This window comes from Robiginitalea marina (assembly GCF_024006985.1).
In the GTDB taxonomy this organism is placed as follows: Bacteria; Bacteroidota; Bacteroidia; order Flavobacteriales; family Flavobacteriaceae; genus Robiginitalea; species Robiginitalea marina.
In genome coordinates, this window is sequence record NZ_JAMXIB010000007.1 from 57,216 (window position 1) to 71,975 (window position 14,760).

The 14,760-nt window shown below is 56.1% G+C and carries 14 protein-coding genes; 10 read left to right on the plus strand and 4 right to left on the minus strand.

Annotated features, from left to right (window positions below; genetic code table 11):
- Positions 1-312: 312 nt before the first annotated feature.
- The 9 genes from porV (at position 313) to NG653_RS10005 (ending at position 10,012) form a co-directional block, all read left to right on the plus strand.
- Positions 313-1,458 carry a type IX secretion system outer membrane channel protein PorV gene (gene porV, locus NG653_RS09965; protein ID WP_252741557.1) on the plus strand — a complete coding sequence of 382 codons (1,146 nt, stop codon included), beginning with the start codon at positions 313-315 and terminating at the stop codon, positions 1,456-1,458.
- A gap of 81 nt (positions 1,459-1,539) precedes the next feature.
- Positions 1,540-2,025 carry a cytidine deaminase gene (locus NG653_RS09970; RefSeq protein ID WP_252741558.1) on the plus strand — a complete coding sequence of 162 codons (486 nt, stop codon included), beginning with the start codon at positions 1,540-1,542 and terminating at the stop codon, positions 2,023-2,025.
- Between the two features lie 145 nt (positions 2,026-2,170).
- Positions 2,171-3,169 carry a pyruvate dehydrogenase (acetyl-transferring) E1 component subunit alpha gene (gene pdhA / locus NG653_RS09975; RefSeq protein WP_252741559.1) on the plus strand — a complete coding sequence of 333 codons (999 nt, stop codon included), beginning with the start codon at positions 2,171-2,173 and terminating at the stop codon, positions 3,167-3,169.
- A gap of 11 nt (positions 3,170-3,180) precedes the next feature.
- Positions 3,181-4,803, plus strand: coding sequence for a pyruvate dehydrogenase complex dihydrolipoamide acetyltransferase (locus NG653_RS09980; RefSeq protein WP_252741560.1), 1,623 nt, complete (start codon positions 3,181-3,183; stop codon positions 4,801-4,803).
- Positions 4,804-4,868: 65 nt separating this feature from the next.
- Positions 4,869-5,840, plus strand: a complete 972-nt coding sequence (locus tag NG653_RS09985) for a M20/M25/M40 family metallo-hydrolase (RefSeq protein ID WP_252741561.1) — start codon at positions 4,869-4,871, stop codon at positions 5,838-5,840.
- Position 5,841: 1 nt separating this feature from the next.
- Positions 5,842-6,522, plus strand: a complete 681-nt coding sequence (locus NG653_RS09990; protein WP_252741562.1) for an SDR family NAD(P)-dependent oxidoreductase — start codon at positions 5,842-5,844, stop codon at positions 6,520-6,522.
- 96 nt (positions 6,523-6,618) lie between these two features.
- A complete protein-coding gene (locus NG653_RS09995; protein ID WP_252741563.1) occupies positions 6,619-7,242 on the plus strand; it encodes a SprT-like domain-containing protein in 624 nt (207 codons plus the stop codon).
- A 209-nt stretch (positions 7,243-7,451) separates the two neighbouring features.
- Entirely contained in the window at positions 7,452-8,537 is a 1,086-nt protein-coding gene (locus NG653_RS10000) for a mannose-1-phosphate guanylyltransferase (protein WP_252741564.1), read from the plus strand.
- Positions 8,538-8,545: 8 nt separating this feature from the next.
- Positions 8,546-10,012: a DUF389 domain-containing protein gene (locus tag NG653_RS10005; RefSeq protein WP_252741565.1), complete on the plus strand. Its 1,467-nt coding sequence runs from the start codon at positions 8,546-8,548 to the stop codon at positions 10,010-10,012.
- Here NG653_RS10005 and NG653_RS10010 read toward each other — a convergent pair.
- Both NG653_RS10010 and NG653_RS10015 read right to left on the minus strand, forming a co-directional pair.
- On the minus strand, positions 10,009-10,776 hold the full coding sequence (locus NG653_RS10010) for an ABC transporter ATP-binding protein (RefSeq protein ID WP_252741566.1): 768 nt from the start codon (positions 10,774-10,776) through the stop codon (positions 10,009-10,011). The two genes, NG653_RS10005 and NG653_RS10010, sit on opposite strands and share 4 nt — an antisense overlap.
- 5 nt (positions 10,777-10,781) lie before the next feature.
- The gene (locus tag NG653_RS10015; protein WP_252741677.1) at positions 10,782-11,519 is read right to left on the minus strand and encodes an MlaE family ABC transporter permease; all 738 of its coding nucleotides are present in this window, start codon (positions 11,517-11,519) and stop codon (positions 10,782-10,784) included.
- A gap of 117 nt (positions 11,520-11,636) precedes the next feature.
- On the opposite strand from NG653_RS10015, the gene pafA reads away from it, so the two are divergent.
- Complete coding sequence (pafA, locus tag NG653_RS10020) at positions 11,637-13,325, plus strand: alkaline phosphatase PafA (RefSeq protein WP_252741567.1); 1,689 nt, start codon at positions 11,637-11,639, stop codon at positions 13,323-13,325.
- On the opposite strand, the gene NG653_RS10025 is transcribed toward pafA, so the two are convergent.
- A complete protein-coding gene (locus NG653_RS10025; protein WP_252741568.1) occupies positions 13,263-14,183 on the minus strand; it encodes a glycosyltransferase family 2 protein in 921 nt (306 codons plus the stop codon). The two genes, pafA and NG653_RS10025, sit on opposite strands and share 63 nt — an antisense overlap.
- A gap of 39 nt (positions 14,184-14,222) precedes the next feature.
- Entirely contained in the window at positions 14,223-14,744 is a 522-nt protein-coding gene (locus NG653_RS10030) for a class I SAM-dependent methyltransferase (RefSeq protein ID WP_252741569.1), read from the minus strand.
- Between the last annotated feature and the right edge of the window lie 16 nt (positions 14,745-14,760).

The following is a 14,760-nucleotide window of genomic DNA, read 5'->3' on the forward strand; positions in this document are numbered from 1 at the left end:
CCGGTAAAAAATGCCGCCCTGGTTTCAGGGGGCAGAACCCGGGTGGTTTGCAATCATAACGGGGAATCCCGGCTTCTAGTATAAAATGGGCCCAAAATTAGGGAAGGGTTTGCCCGAAGGGTGTTTTTACTAGGCTTGTTACACAATGCATTACCTGCTCTGCTACCATGGTTTTCCTTTTTCTCTTAATAATTTATATACTATGGCATACCATCGTCAGGATAATGGCGTTACTCTACAATACGTCGGATAATTTTTAGTTATTGTGGTTTTAGTTCCATTTTTGAATTTTGAAACCATCTTTGAAGAAGTATGAAAAAAACAGTCATAATCCTTCTCCTGCTCGTTTCGGCCCGTACCCTGGCCCAGGAAGGAGACCGGGTCATCACCACAGCGGTGCCCTTTCTGACCATTGCCTCTGATGCCCGTTCCTCGGGGATGGGCGACCTGGGGGTCGCGACTTCCGTCGATGCCTTCTCCCAGCAGTGGAACCCGGCAAAGTTCGCTTTTGCGGAACGCAAAACGGGGATCGGGATCAGCTACACCCCCTATCTGGAGAGCATAATCACGGATATAGCCCTGCTTAACGGCAGTTTCTATAATAAGCTCAACGAGCGCAGTGCCTTTGCAGTTTCCATCCGGTATTTTACCCTTGGGGAGATTGAATTGCGGAACTCTTTCGAGGAAGCCGGGACCCTGGTCAAGCCGAATGAGCTGGCCATTGACGGGTCTTACGCCCTGAAGCTCAGCGACCGCTTTTCCATGGCCGTTGCCGGGCGCTTTATCAGTTCCAACCTGGAAATCCCCCAATTGGGGAACGCGGTGCAAAACGGGAATACCTTCGCGGTGGACATTGCCGGATATTATCGTGGGCCCGAAAAGGCCTATCAGAATTTTGACGGCCGGTGGACCTGGGGCTTCAATATCTCCAACCTGGGCCCCAAGATCAAGTATGATGACGGGGGACAGGAGAACTTCCTCCCGACCAACCTCGGCCTTGGCGGGGGATTCGATTTTATTTTCGACATGGACAATACCCTGTCCCTGAAGGCTGAATTCAACAAATTGCTGGTGCCCACCCCCCAGGATTTTAATGGGAATGGCATCCTCGACTCCGAGGACAACCAGGAATACCAGCAAATCGGCTTCCTCGAAGGGGTCTTTAAATCGTTCGGGGACGCGCCGGATGGCCTGAGCGAAGAGCTGCAAGAGGTTACCTGGGCCCTGGGTGCAGAGTATGTGTTCCGGGAAGCCTTTATGTTGAGGGCCGGATATTTCAATGAAAGTGAAGAGAAAGGCTTCCGGAAGTTTTTCAGCCTGGGGGCCGGCTTTAAGTACAACAATGCGCAGATAGACCTGTCGTACCTGTTTTCTACGGCCCAGGTCCGCAACCCCCTCGAGAATACCCTCCGGTTTTCTCTGACCTTCAACCTGGGGGAGCAATTTTACAACGATTAACCGGGCACTCCCGCTGTTTTAAAACCTGCCTGCCGGCGGGTTTTTTTCTGGCCGGTCGGCAGCTTTGCGTATCTTTAATCCATGGAAAAACGCAAAATCTCTTTTGAACTGGAGGTATACCCTGATGAGGACGGACTCTCCCCGGAAGACCGGGAGCTCCTCGTCAGGGCCAGGCAGGCCAGGGATGCAGCCTATGCCCCGTATTCGGGGTTCCAGGTGGGGGCTGCTGTCCGCATGGATTCAGGCCATATCCATTTGGGGAATAATCAGGAGAATGCATCCTTTCCTTCTGGGCTTTGTGCCGAAAGGGTGGCGGTTTTCCATGCCGCAGCCCTGTATCCGGGGGTTGGGATAAAGGCCATAGCCATAAGCGCTTCCGGGCGGACTAAACCCCTGAAAGTCCCGGCGGCGCCTTGCGGGAATTGCCGGCAATCCCTCCTGGAATACGAGCAGCGGCAGGGGTATCCTATACGCCTGGTTTTACAGGGTCACGGGGGTATGGTGTATGTGTGCCCCTCCATAGCGGCCCTTTTGCCGCTGGGTTTTGACGGGAGCTTTCTTGCCTGACTTAAAGGCGGGCCACAACAGCCCCTCCCCTTTGGCCCCCATTTTTTTTTCCTGAATGATTTAATGTGTATTTTTGCTCCTCGACCCCGGGGGCTGGCCATCCTGCGCTATTCCCCGCAACCATTCAGACAGTAAAAAGGCCTTCATGAAAAAAGTCACCAAGGAAGTGTACCTTAAATGGTACGAGGACATGCTTTTCTGGCGCAAGTTTGAGGACAAGCTCGCCGCCGTATACATCCAGCAGAAAGTCAGGGGGTTCCTGCACCTCTACAACGGGCAGGAAGCTGTTTTGGCCGGGTCCCTGCACGCCATGGAAATTGGGAAAGACCGCATGATCACGGCCTACCGGAACCACGTACAGCCCATTGGCCTGGGGGTAGACCCCAGGAAGGTCATGGCGGAGCTCTACGGGAAGGTTACCGGGACCTCCAAAGGGATGGGGGGGTCCATGCACATTTTTTCCAAGGAACATCATTTTTATGGCGGACATGGCATCGTGGGGGGGCAAATCCCCCTGGGGGCGGGCCTCGCGTTTGCCGACAAGTATTTTGGCAGGGATGCCGTGACCCTTTGCTACATGGGTGACGGGGCCGTGCGGCAGGGAAGCCTTCACGAGGCGTTCAACCTGGCCATGCTTTGGCAGCTGCCCGTAGTGTTTATCTGCGAGAACAATGGATATGCCATGGGGACCTCCGTGGCCAGGACCTCCCATTCCACGGAAATCTGGAAACTCGGCCTGGGCTATGAAATGCCCTGCGGCCCGGTTGACGGCATGGACCCGGTGGCGGTGGCGCAGGAGCTGAGCAAGGCCATTGAGCGCGCCCGGAGCGGTGGAGGGCCGACCTTCCTGGAAGCCAAGACCTACCGGTACCGTGGGCATTCCATGTCGGACGCACAGCATTACCGGACCAAGGACGAAGTGGAAGAGTACAAGAAAATCGACCCGATCACCACGGTGAGGGAAACCATACTGGAAAAAAAATACGCTACCGAAGAGGAAATCCGCCAGATCGACAAGCGCGTGCAGGAGTTGGTTAAGGAATGTGAAGAGTTCGCAGAGAATTCCCCATACCCGCCCAAAGAGCAAATGTATGACACGGTTTACGAACAGGAAGACTATCCGTTCCTCGAACATAAATTATAATTAAAAGGCAAATGGCTGAGATTATCACAATGCCCAGGCTTAGCGATACCATGGAAGAAGGAACCGTGGCGAAATGGCTCAAGAAGGTAGGGGACACCGTAGAGGAAGGGGATATCCTTGCTGAAATCGAGACCGATAAGGCAACCATGGAGTTTGAATCGTTCCATTCCGGTACCCTGCTCCATATTGGGATACAGGAAGGGGAGGGTGCCCCGGTAGATTCCCTGCTGGCCATCATCGGGGAGAAAGGTGAGGATATCGCTTCCCTGCTCGGCGGAAAGCCGGCCGGGGAAACCCCTGCCCCGGTTGCCGCGGAGGAGCCGCCTGCCGCTCCCCCGGTACCGTCTTCCCCTGCCGGGCTCCCGGAAGGGGTGGAAATCATTACCATGCCCCGCCTGAGCGATACCATGGAGGAAGGAACTGTGGCTTCCTGGCTCAAAAAAGTCGGGGATAAAGTGGAAGAAGGAGATATCCTGGCCGAAATAGAGACCGATAAGGCGACCATGGAGTTCGAGTCATTTTACTCCGGGACGCTCCTGCACATCGGCATACAGGAAGGGGAGTCTGCTCCGGTGGATTCCGTGCTGGCAGTTATCGGGCCTGAGGGCACCGATGTGTCTGCGGTGCTCAACGCGGCCCCCGGAAAAGGAAAACCGGAGGCACAGCAAACCGAGCCAGAGCCTGCCAAACCTGATGGCCCTGTCGCGCAACCCGGGGAAGCCGCCCGGGAAACGGAAGGCGGGGACCGGATTTTTGTTTCGCCCCTCGCACGGAGAATGGCAGAGGAAAAGGGAATTGACCTTAGGCAGGTAACCGGTAGCGGGGACCATGGCCGGATCGTCAGGAGGGATATCGAGAATTTCACCCCTGCAAGGGAAACGGCAGCCCCTGCCCCTGCAGCCGTGTCTGAAGCCACCGGATCGTCCGTGGAGGCTTTTGTGCCTGCAGGCGAAGAACATGCCGAGGAAGTGAAGAACTCACAGATGCGCAAGGTCATCGCCCGCAGACTGGCCGAATCCAAGTTCAGTGCTCCCCACTACTACCTCACTATTGAAGTGGATATGGAACAGGCCATGGCCTCAAGGGCTCAGATCAACGAACTCCCCGACACGAAAGTGTCTTTTAACGATATGGTGGTCAAGGCCTGTGCCATGGCCCTGAGGAAACACCCGCAGGTCAATACCACCTGGAACAACGACACCACCCGGTATAACCGGCACATCCATGTCGGGGTGGCGGTCGCCGTTGAAGAAGGCCTGGTGGTTCCGGTATTGCGCTTTACCGACCAGATGACCCTTACCCAGATAGGGGCTGCCGTAAAGGACCTGGCGGGTCGTGCCCGGAACAAAAAACTGACCCCTGCCGAAATGGAGGGCAGTACCTTCACCGTCTCCAACCTGGGGATGTTCGGCATTCAGGAATTCACCTCCATCATCAACCAGCCCAATTCCGCCATCCTGTCCGTTGGCGCCATAGTGGAAAAGCCGGTGGTTAAGCAAGGGGAAATACGCATAGGGCATACCATGAAGGTCACCCTGGCCTGTGACCACCGTACGGTCGACGGGGCTACCGGGGCACAGTTCCTGCAAACCCTGAGGGCCTATCTCGAGTATCCGGTAACCATGCTCGCCTGATGTGGGCCGCCGAACTAAATCCAGGAAGGGACCGCGGATTTCGCGGTAAAGGCAAGGCAGGCCTTTTGGGCATAGCCCTTTTGGCCTTGGTTTTGGGGTCCTGCGGTGCCCTGAAATCATCGGGTACCGGATCCGACCGCCCGGGCCCTGAGGCTGTGGCGGGCAAACCGGCCGAGAGCGACTCCTCGCGGATCAGCACCATGATGCATTTTCTCGCTTCCGATGAACTACAGGGACGCGACACGGGTTCGGAAGGTATTGAACGTGCAGCGGCCTATCTCGAGGCAAAGATGCGGGAATTCGGCATAAGTCCCTACTTTCAGACCTACAGGGACACCCTCTCCAACAGCAAGGAAGTGGCCTATAATATTGTAGGGGTCCTGGAAGGTTCGGACCCGGAGCTGAAGGACGAATACCTGGTGATCGGGGCGCATTATGACCATATTGGCCTGCTGCCCCCGAAAGATGGGGATGCCATTGCAAACGGCGCCAATGACAATGCCAGTGGCACGTCCACAGTCCTGGAGCTGGCACGGATTTTGTCCGGGCAGGGGGCACCCCGCAGAAGCCTGATCTTTGCCTTTTTCAGTGCGGAAGAGCGGGGCCTGTTGGGTTCCCGCCATCTGGCCAGGGTGCTCAAGGAACGGGGCATAGACCTGTACGCCATGCTCAATTTCGAGATGACGGGGGTGCCGATGTCCGGCCGGGATTACCTGGTTTACCTCACCGGCTTCGAACGGTCAAACCTGGCCGGGATTTGCAATGCCTATGGCGGGGCAGACTTGGTGGGTTTCCTGGAGACTGCGCGGGAATACAACCTCTTCCAGCGGTCTGACAATTATGCTTTTTTCGAGGAGTTCAACGTTCCTTCCCATACCTTTTCCACCTTTGATTTTCAGAACTACGCCTACTACCACCAGGCCGGGGATGAGGCCTCACGGATGGATTTTGTCCACATGGCCGCCCTGGTAAACCGCATGGCCCCCGTAATCCGGAGTATTGCCGATGCCGGGGAGCGTGAAATCAAAGGGAATTGATATGGGAAAGGTAGTCATCACAGGCACTAGCCGCGGCATCGGCCTGGAACTCGTCAGGGAGTTCGCCACCGCCGGTCACCAGTTACTGGCGCTTTCGCGCAATGAGAAGCCGGTAACCGCCCTTGGCCTTTCCGGGGTTTCGGCATGGCCCTTCGACATTACCCTCGGGGAAGACCTGGAGCGTGCCGCCCTTTGGGTGGAGCAGCACTGGGGCGGGGTAGACCTGCTGATCCACAACGCCGGGGCGCTCCTGCTCAAACCTTTTTCGGAAACTTCCCCCCGCGATTTTGAGGCCCTTTACCGGGTCAATGTCTTTGGCGTAGCCGGGCTTACCAGGGCCCTGCTGCCCTGGATGGGGCGCGGCGGGCATGTGGTGATGATCAGTTCGATGGGCGGGGTACAGGGAAGCGCAAAATTCCCCGGCCTATCTGCCTACAGTTCCAGTAAAGGGGCATTGATTACCCTGGCTGAATTGCTTGCTGAAGAGTACAAAGAACAAGGGCCTGCGTTTAATGTGCTGGCACTGGGGGCAGTACAGACCGAAATGCTGGAAGCTGCTTTCCCGGGTTACAAGGCCCCGGTGAGCGCGGCGGAAATGGCCGCCTTTATCCGCGACTTTGCGCTCAAGGGCCATGCCTATTTCAACGGAAAGGTGCTTCCCGTAAGCAATTCCACCCCCTGAGACCTGCAGAGGCTTCGACAGGGAACCTTCGCCCGAAGGCGGGGCTGTGCTATGCAGCTTGCAGGCAGGCGTCCTAAATTTTCTACATTTGTGTCCATGAGCCAGGTGCTTCAGCGCTATTTACCGGAACAGGCTGTGGTTCCCTGTCAGGAAATCATACAGGCCTATGGGATCCACCTGAAAATCGTCAATGAACGGGTCACCCGCCATGGGGATTACCGCATCCTGCCCGGGGGCGGGCACCAGATCACGGTTAATGCCATGGGGAATAGATACCGCTTCCTCATTACCCTGATCCACGAATTCGCCCACTTGCTGGCCTTCGAGAAATACGGAAGGGCCATTAAGCCCCATGGCAGGGAGTGGAAACATACCTTCCAGTACCTCATGCTCCCCTTCCTGCGCCCCGAAATCTTCCCTTCATCCCTGTTGCCCTTGCTGGCGAGGCACTTCAAAAACCCCAAAGCCAGCAGCAGCACCGATACGGCCCTTTCCCTGGCCCTCAGGGAATTCGATGACCGTGCCAGGGGCATGCACTATGTATTCGAACTGCCGGAGGGAAGTACCTTCCGACTGTACAACGGAAGGATTTTCCGAAAAGGCCCCAGGAAAATCAAGCGCTTCCAGTGCCTGGAGCTGCATTCGGGCAAATGGTACCTGTTCCAACCCCAGGCTGAGGTCGAATGGGTTTCCGACCCTTTTTCCCCCCGCCATGAGTAATCGGTTTGCGGTCGGAAGCAGGTCACCCCTGTTGGCAGGGAGTACGTTTCCGGGCCCCTGCTTTGCGGGAAGTTCACTAAATTGGCCCTGTAAAGGCGTTGCGGGAGCGGCTGCCCGGCAAGCACCGGAACTACCCGGCGCGATAACCCCTTCACCCCGGAACCCGGGAAGTGGTATTTGGAAAGACATAACCCTTTAATCTTCATGCCTTGAACAACAATTATTACGCCGTATTGATGGCCGGGGGGGTCGGATCCCGGTTTTGGCCCGTAAGCACCGCGGAATACCCCAAACAATTCCATGACATGCTTGGGGCGGGGGCATCGCTGTTGCAGAAAACCTTCGGGAGGCTGGCCCGGTTTATCCCGCCCAGCCAGATCCTGGTGTTGACCAATGCCCGGTATACAGACCTGGTGCTGGAGCAGTTGCCCGACATCGACCCTTCCCAGGTGGTTTCGGAACCCGCCATGCGCAATACCGCCCCCTGTATCCTGTATGCCGCCCTGAAGATCCGGAAAATGAACCCGGAGGCGGTTATGGTGGTGGCCCCCAGCGACCACTGGATAGAAGATGAAGCAGCCTTCCAGGCCGATGTGCTCGAGTGTTTCGACGCCTGTAGCAAAGCCCCGGTACTCTGTACCCTGGGCATACAGCCCACTTTTCCGAACACCGGATTCGGGTATATCGAATTCCCGCCCGAAGGCCTGGGTTCGGCAGGGCTAAAGCCGGTACATCAGTTTCGGGAGAAGCCCGATTACGCTACGGCCAGGGGTTTCCTGGAGCAGGGGAACTTCCTGTGGAATGCCGGGATCTTTATGTGGAGCGTAGCTGCCATCGAAGCCGCTTTTGCGCGCTACCAGCCCGCCCAGTATGCTTTGTTCAAGAAGGGGTGGGAGGTATATAACACCCCGGGGGAAGCGGCATTCATTGAATCGCACTATCCGAAGGCCGAAAATATTTCCATAGATTATGCTATCTTGGAACCCTCCGATTCGGTTTTTGTGCTGCCTGCCCGCTTCGACTGGAATGACCTGGGCACCTGGGGTTCCCTCTACGAAAAGGTCCCAAAAGATGCAGGGGCAAATGCCGTGGTACGGGGCGGGGTGCTCGAAGCGGATACCCAGGGCAATATGATACGCCTGCCAGCTAAAAAAATTGCCGTAATACAAGGGTTAAAAGACTATATTGTAGTGGATACGGAACAGGCGCTGCTCATCATGCCCCGGGCCCGGGAACAGGAGATCAAGCAGTGGGTTAGCCGGGTTAAGGAAGCATTTGGGGAAGATTATATTTAGAAGGGAACATGGAACAAACCGATCGGGAGAATCCCGTTGCAGGGCCGCAAGGCAACGCTGACCAGAAGGAAGAGGTTAAAAGGAGCTTTAAGGGGTTTTTGGGCAGTAGTTATGCCTTCCTTCGCGATTTGCTCAGTATCCGCGCTGATACGGACCAGGAAGCCACCAAGAATGCGATTGTGGCCGATATCGCCTTCAAGGGACATACGACGTGGATCCTGATTTGTTCGATTTTCATCGCCTCGGTCGGCCTGAACGCGAATTCCACGGCCGTGGTCATCGGTGCCATGTTGATCTCCCCCCTCATGGGCCCTATCCTCGGCATAGGCATGTCCATTGCCATAAACGATATCTTTACCCTGCGGAGGTCGCTGAAGAATTTTGCCGTTATGGTGATTCTCAGTGTGTTGACTGCCTATCTGTTCTTTAATTTTTTTCCGCTCCGGGATGAGTCTTCTGAACTGCTCGCGCGCACGGCCCCGGATATTCGGGATGTATTGATCGCATTTTTCGGGGGCCTTGCACTGGTGATCGCCCGGGCGAAAAAGGGGACCATGGCCAGTGTCATTTACGGGGTGGCGATTGCCACTGCCCTCATGCCGCCCCTTTGTACCGTGGGCTTCGGCCTGGCCATCCGGAACTGGGAATACGCCGGGGGGGCCATGTACCTCTTTACCATTAATACCATCTTCATTGCCCTGGCCACCTTCCTGGTCCTGAAGATCCTGCGATTTCCGATGGTGCGGTACGCCAATTCCAAAAAACGGGCCTTTACCGCGCGTATTGCTTCCCTGGTGGCTTTGCTCGTGATGATCCCGGCGGGGTATACGTTTTATCAGGTCTTCAGGGAATCCCGCTTCACCAGCCAGGCGCGTCAGCTAGTCAACGAAACCATCGGGGTTTACCAGTTCCAGGGGAATGGTCGTTTTATGGATAACCTGACCCAAATCGAATACGAAAAGGACGGTGTTTCGACCATCGAAGTGGTCAGCATGGGCGATGAGCTCATCCCCGACAACATCATACAAACCTGGCAAACCCAGATGGCCCGGTATTCAGAGCTGGGGAATACCGAACTGAAGGTCGTACAGGGGGCGCGTGACGACAGTGAGCAAAAATTCCAGTACGTAAATGAGCTCTACGAGTCCAAGAAAGCCGAACTGCTCGACAAGGACCGGCGCATCCGCCTGCTGGAAGAGGAGCTATCCCTGGTCAGCAGCCTGGCCGAGGGGATGGTGCCCTTTGAGGAAATCTCGGCAGAGGCCCGGGTAAATTACGACGGACTGGCAGGGCTCGGATACGCCTATACCCTGCAGACCGATTTCAGCAAAACGGACACCATCCCGGTGTTTGAGGTCACATGGAAGGAGGATTTCCCGGATTCTGAGAAACAACAAGCCCTGGAAAAGGTCTCGGAGTGGCTAAGGGTACGCCTGAAAAACGATCGGGTCCGGGTTCGGGAAACCGGAGACTAGTCCCGTTCTTCAAGGTACATTTGACGAACCTTCTTGAAGAGTTCTGAAGAGTAAACAAAGTTGCTTACGGCCTCGTTGTCGGTACGGAAGATGTCCCGGTTCGTGCCTTCCCACTCTTTGATGCCATCCTTCAGGAATACAATCTTTTCACCGATCTCCATTACGGAGTTCATGTCGTGGGTATTGATAACCGTGGTAATATTGTATTCCCGGGTAATTTCCTGGATGAGGTTATCGATGAGGATGGCCGTCCTGGGGTCCAGGCCTGAGTTGGGTTCATCGCAAAACAGGTATTTCGGGTTCATCACAATGGCACGGGCTATGGCCACCCGCTTCTGCATCCCCCCGGAGATTTCGGCGGGGTATTTTTTATGGGCATCCGCCAGGTTGACCCGCCTGAGGACGAATTCCACCCGGTCCTGCATTTCGGAACGTGATTGGCGGGCAAACATCTCCAGGGGAAACATCACATTGCCTTCCACGGTCATGGAATCGAAAAGGGCGCTGCCCTGGAACACCATCCCCATTTCCTGCCTCAGGTCGCGCTGTTGTTCCGGGGTGAGCTGCGAGTAGATCTGCCCCTCGTAGCAAATGGTCCCGCTGTCGGGGATAATAAGCCCCAGCAGGCACTTCATGAACACCGTCTTCCCTGAGCCGCTCTGCCCGATGATCAGGTTGGTCTTCCCCTTTTCAAATACGGTGCTGATCCCCTTGAGTACCGGGCTTCCATCGAAGGCTTTATGCAGGTCTTTTACTTCTATCATGGCCTTTAACCGAGCATTAGTTGGGTGAGAACGTAATTCAGGATAATGATGACCACACTGGTCCAGACGAAGGACACCGTGGCTGCCTTACCCACCTCCAAAGCCCCGCCTTTCATGTAGTAGCCATGATAGGAGGGGACCGTGGCAATTACAAAGGCAAAGACCACCGATTTGATGAAGGAATAGGTCACGTGGTAGGGGATGAAATCGAGCTGTAGTCCTTCCACAAAATCGGCACTGGAGCTGAACCCCCCGAATACCCCGGCGATCCATCCCCCAAGAATACCGATATACATGGCGATGGCTACTGCAAAGGGGTAAAAAAACATGGCGACGATTTTGGGGAAAACCAGGTAATTCAGGGAATTGACCCCCATCACTTCCAGGGCATCGATTTGTTCGGTCACCCGCATGGTCCCAATACTCGAGGTAATATAAGACCCCACCTTGCCGGCCATGATGATGGAGGTAAATGTCGGGGCAAACTCCAGGATCACCGATTGCCGGGTGGCAAAACCAATCAGGTTCCTGGGGATCAGGGGGTTGCTGATGTTAAGGGCCGTTTGGATGGCAACTACCCCACCGATAAAAAAGGAAATGAAGATGATGATGCCCAGGGAGCCGAAGATAAGGTCATCGATTTCCTTGAGGATCAGGCTTTTCATGATGCGCCACTTGGTGGGTTTTTTAAACACCTCGCGGACCATGATGGCATAACTTCCAATAGAGGCCAGGTAATTCATGGGGTAATGGGTTGCGGTCGCATGGGTAAAAATAAGAATATTAAACTTCATTTAATCTCACCGGCTTTTCCAATGCACTGCTTATATGTAATTTTATGCCAGTTAATCCCTTCTCACATGAATTCCTTCAAGCCTTTCAGAAAACTTTTGTTGCCACTGGCCTTTATCGTTGCGGGTATTCCGGTCGTTTATGGCCAGGGGAATCAGCGGGAGCGCACAGCTTTGGGAAACTCTCCCGGGTTCCAGGACCCGCCCCGACTGGTAGTGGGTCTTGTGGTCGACCAGATGCGTTTTGACTACCTGAGCCGCTTCTGGAACCATTATGGGGAAGGGGGCTTCCGCCGCCTGGTAGGGGAGGGGTTCCTCTGCAGGGACCACCATTTCAATTATGCGCCTACCAGCACAGGCCCTGGACATGCTTCCGTCTACACGGGAACCACCCCTTCCGTGCATGGGATTATTGGGAACGACTGGTACGACCGGGAAACCGGAAAGGAAGTATATTGTGCCGGCGACCCCGACCGACAGGCCGTTGGAACCACCTCGGAGGCCGGGAAAATGTCCCCGCACCGGATGCTGGTCACCACCATTACCGACCAGTTGCGCCTGCACCACCAGTTGCGTTCCAAGGTGGTGGCGGTTGCTTTGAAAGACCGGGGCGCAACGCTGCCCGGAGGCCACCTGGCCAACGCCGCCTACTGGTTTGAAGGGGGCGAAGCGGGGAGGTGGATCAGCAGTTCCTTCTATATGGAAAACCTACCCGGGTGGGTGGAGGCGTTCAATGCGTCCGGGGCTGCCGCGCGCTATAAAACGGTTTGGGAACCGCTTAAGGAGATCAACACCTACGCGGAGAGCGGCCCGGACAATGTCCCCTATGAGGGCCTGTTTAAGGGGGAAGCCGCCCCGGTATTCCCCCACGACCTGCCTGCCTTATGGGAAGGGAACGGCCACTTCGATTTGCTTCGGCCCACCCCCTTTGGAAACAGCCTTACCCTCGATTTTGCGCTCCGGGCGGTAGAGGAGGAAGGCCTTGGGGCGGATATCATTACCGACTTCCTGGCGATCAGTTTTTCCAGCACCGACTATGTGGGCCATAAATTCGGGGTGAACTCCAGGGAGGTCCAGGACACCTACCTGAGGCTCGACCAGGACCTGGAGCGCCTGTTGATTTTCCTTGACCGAAACGTGGGGAAAGGGCAGTATACGGTATTCCTCACCTCGGACCATGGGGCGGGGCATGTACCTGCCTACCTGAAGGACCTTAAGGTCCCAGCCGGGTATCTGGAGATGGGGGAGATCCGGAAAAAATTCAACGAATTCCTCCGGTATACCTATGGGGATGCTGAAATTGTCCGCAATATTTCCAACAACCAGGTGTTCCTCGACCAAAAGGTGATCCGCAACCTCGACCTCGACCCCAGGGAAGTTGAAGAGGTCCTGGCAGGCGAATTGCTGGGCTACCCCGGGATACAGCAGGTTTACACGGGCACGCAGATGCGATCTGCCGACTATACCGAAGGTATCGCTGCCATCTTGCAGAACGGATACCACCAGAAGCGTTCCGGGGACCTCCTGCTGGTCACCGACCCGGCCACGACCAATTACACCCCCACGGGGTCTACCCACGGGTCACCCTGGATTTACGATACCCATGTCCCCCTGATTTTTTATGGAAAGGGGATTCGGCAGGGGGAATTGCTCCGGCGGACCCATATTCGCGATATTGCCCCGACCCTGGCGGTCTTACTGGGCACGGCGTTCCCCAGCGGGGCTACCGGCCTGCCCATTGCGGAAGCCCTGGACTAGCCTCCCGCGTACCTGCTGCCACCGCCAGTGGCGGGCATAGGCCCCTTCGGCCTTATTCAGCATGCGGTCCTGCCCGGTAAGCCATGCCTTCAGGTATCCGGCCATGGCCAGGAAGGGCAGGGCGGGGGCACGACGTTTCCAACCCATTTTGAAGCTGGCCACAAGGCTGAGGGCCCACCCGTAACGCAGGTTGTACAGGGCCCTTCCCTGCAGGGCCGCATTTTTCCGGGAGTATCCGCTTCCCGTGGGCCGCAGGTGCTTCACCTGCAGGTCGGGGAGGGTCCCGGTGCTGAACCCATGGTATCGGGCCAGCAAGGTGTCGGCGGTGTCCCAGCCGATATACGGCCTGAGCCCCCCGATAGCTTCAAAACACTTTCGGGAGTAGAGCTTTACGGGCCCCCTGACGTGTCCGGGGTTGGCAATGGGTTCGTAGGTCCATTTCCCCTGGTGTTCGATATAAAGTTCGCCGGAACACATCCCCAGGTCGGGGTCCTCCCGGAAGGCTTGCAGGATTTGCTCCAGGTACCGTGCAGGCAGGAGGATATCGGCATCGAATTTACCGATGAAATCAAACCCGTCCCATCCCATTTCCAGCCCGGCCCTGAAGGTTTCCACCACCTTGGGGCCCGGTTGGTGCGCCGGGGAGGATTTCCGTTCCAGCAGGCGGATCCACGGATATTGTTCCTGGTACCCCCGGACGATGCCGGAGGTATTGTCTGTGCAGTGGTCGCTGACGACCCGGAGCTCATCGGGGGTGCGGGTTTGAGCCGCAAAGGATTCCAGGCACCGGCCGATAAAGGCTTCCTCGTTATGGGCCGGTATGATGATCAGGATTTTATTCTCCCTGGGGGAAGCCATAATACATTCTTTAAAAGGCAGGTTGGGATGCCCTGCCGGTTACCCGGAACGCTCGGCGTAAACCAGGTAATACCTCGGGGTAAACCGCCTTAGCAGGGGCCGGACCCCAAACCGGGGTACCGGATGGGCCCACTGGAGGCTATCCTTGATTTCCCATCCCGATTTTTCGAGCAACCAGTCGAATTGCCATGGCTCAAATTCGTGGAAATGCCGGTCCCAGGGATCTGTTTTTGACCGGTATGCCGGGGCAAACCAGAGTTTTAGGGGTACGCTGGCCAGCAATTTTGCGGCGGGGATGGCCTGAAGGACGTTGAAGGGGGCCACCAGGTGTTCCAGGATCTCAAAGGCAGTGACCACCCCGGCTTCGGATTGCCTTACCAGGTCTAACTCCAGGTCGAGGTCTTCCCCCCCGGTATTGGCCACCTGGTAACCATGTTCCTGCATGATTTCGGAGAAGGGGTTCGGCACCCCGAGGTCCAGGATGGAAGCCCCCGGGCTTATATGTTTTTGGAGGAATTCCAGGGTCAGCCGATACCTCTTTTCCGGATAGTGTGCGTACATCCTATTGTTTTACTGG

What these genes read in the sequence shown, in the direction of transcription:
- NG653_RS09970 (WP_252741558.1), top strand. Translation starts at nt 1,540, where the DNA reads ATGGAAAAACGCAAAATCTCTTTTGAACTGGAGGTATACCCTGATGAG.
- NG653_RS10025 (WP_252741568.1), bottom strand. Translation starts at nt 14,183, where the DNA reads ATGGCTTCCCCCAGGGAGAATAAAATCCTGATCATCATACCGGCCCAT.
- NG653_RS09990 (WP_252741562.1), top strand. Translation starts at nt 5,842, where the DNA reads ATGGGAAAGGTAGTCATCACAGGCACTAGCCGCGGCATCGGCCTGGAA.
- NG653_RS10015 (WP_252741677.1), bottom strand. Translation starts at nt 11,519, where the DNA reads ATGAATTACCTGGCCTCTATTGGAAGTTATGCCATCATGGTCCGCGAG.
- NG653_RS09980 (WP_252741560.1), top strand. Translation starts at nt 3,181, where the DNA reads ATGGCTGAGATTATCACAATGCCCAGGCTTAGCGATACCATGGAAGAA.
- NG653_RS10005 (WP_252741565.1), top strand. Translation starts at nt 8,546, where the DNA reads ATGGAACAAACCGATCGGGAGAATCCCGTTGCAGGGCCGCAAGGCAAC.
- pdhA (WP_252741559.1), top strand. Translation starts at nt 2,171, where the DNA reads ATGAAAAAAGTCACCAAGGAAGTGTACCTTAAATGGTACGAGGACATG.
- NG653_RS10010 (WP_252741566.1), bottom strand. Translation starts at nt 10,776, where the DNA reads ATGATAGAAGTAAAAGACCTGCATAAAGCCTTCGATGGAAGCCCGGTA.
- NG653_RS10030 (WP_252741569.1), bottom strand. Translation starts at nt 14,744, where the DNA reads ATGTACGCACACTATCCGGAAAAGAGGTATCGGCTGACCCTGGAATTC.
- porV (WP_252741557.1), top strand. Translation starts at nt 313, where the DNA reads ATGAAAAAAACAGTCATAATCCTTCTCCTGCTCGTTTCGGCCCGTACC.
- pafA (WP_252741567.1), top strand. Translation starts at nt 11,637, where the DNA reads ATGAATTCCTTCAAGCCTTTCAGAAAACTTTTGTTGCCACTGGCCTTT.
- NG653_RS09995 (WP_252741563.1), top strand. Translation starts at nt 6,619, where the DNA reads ATGAGCCAGGTGCTTCAGCGCTATTTACCGGAACAGGCTGTGGTTCCC.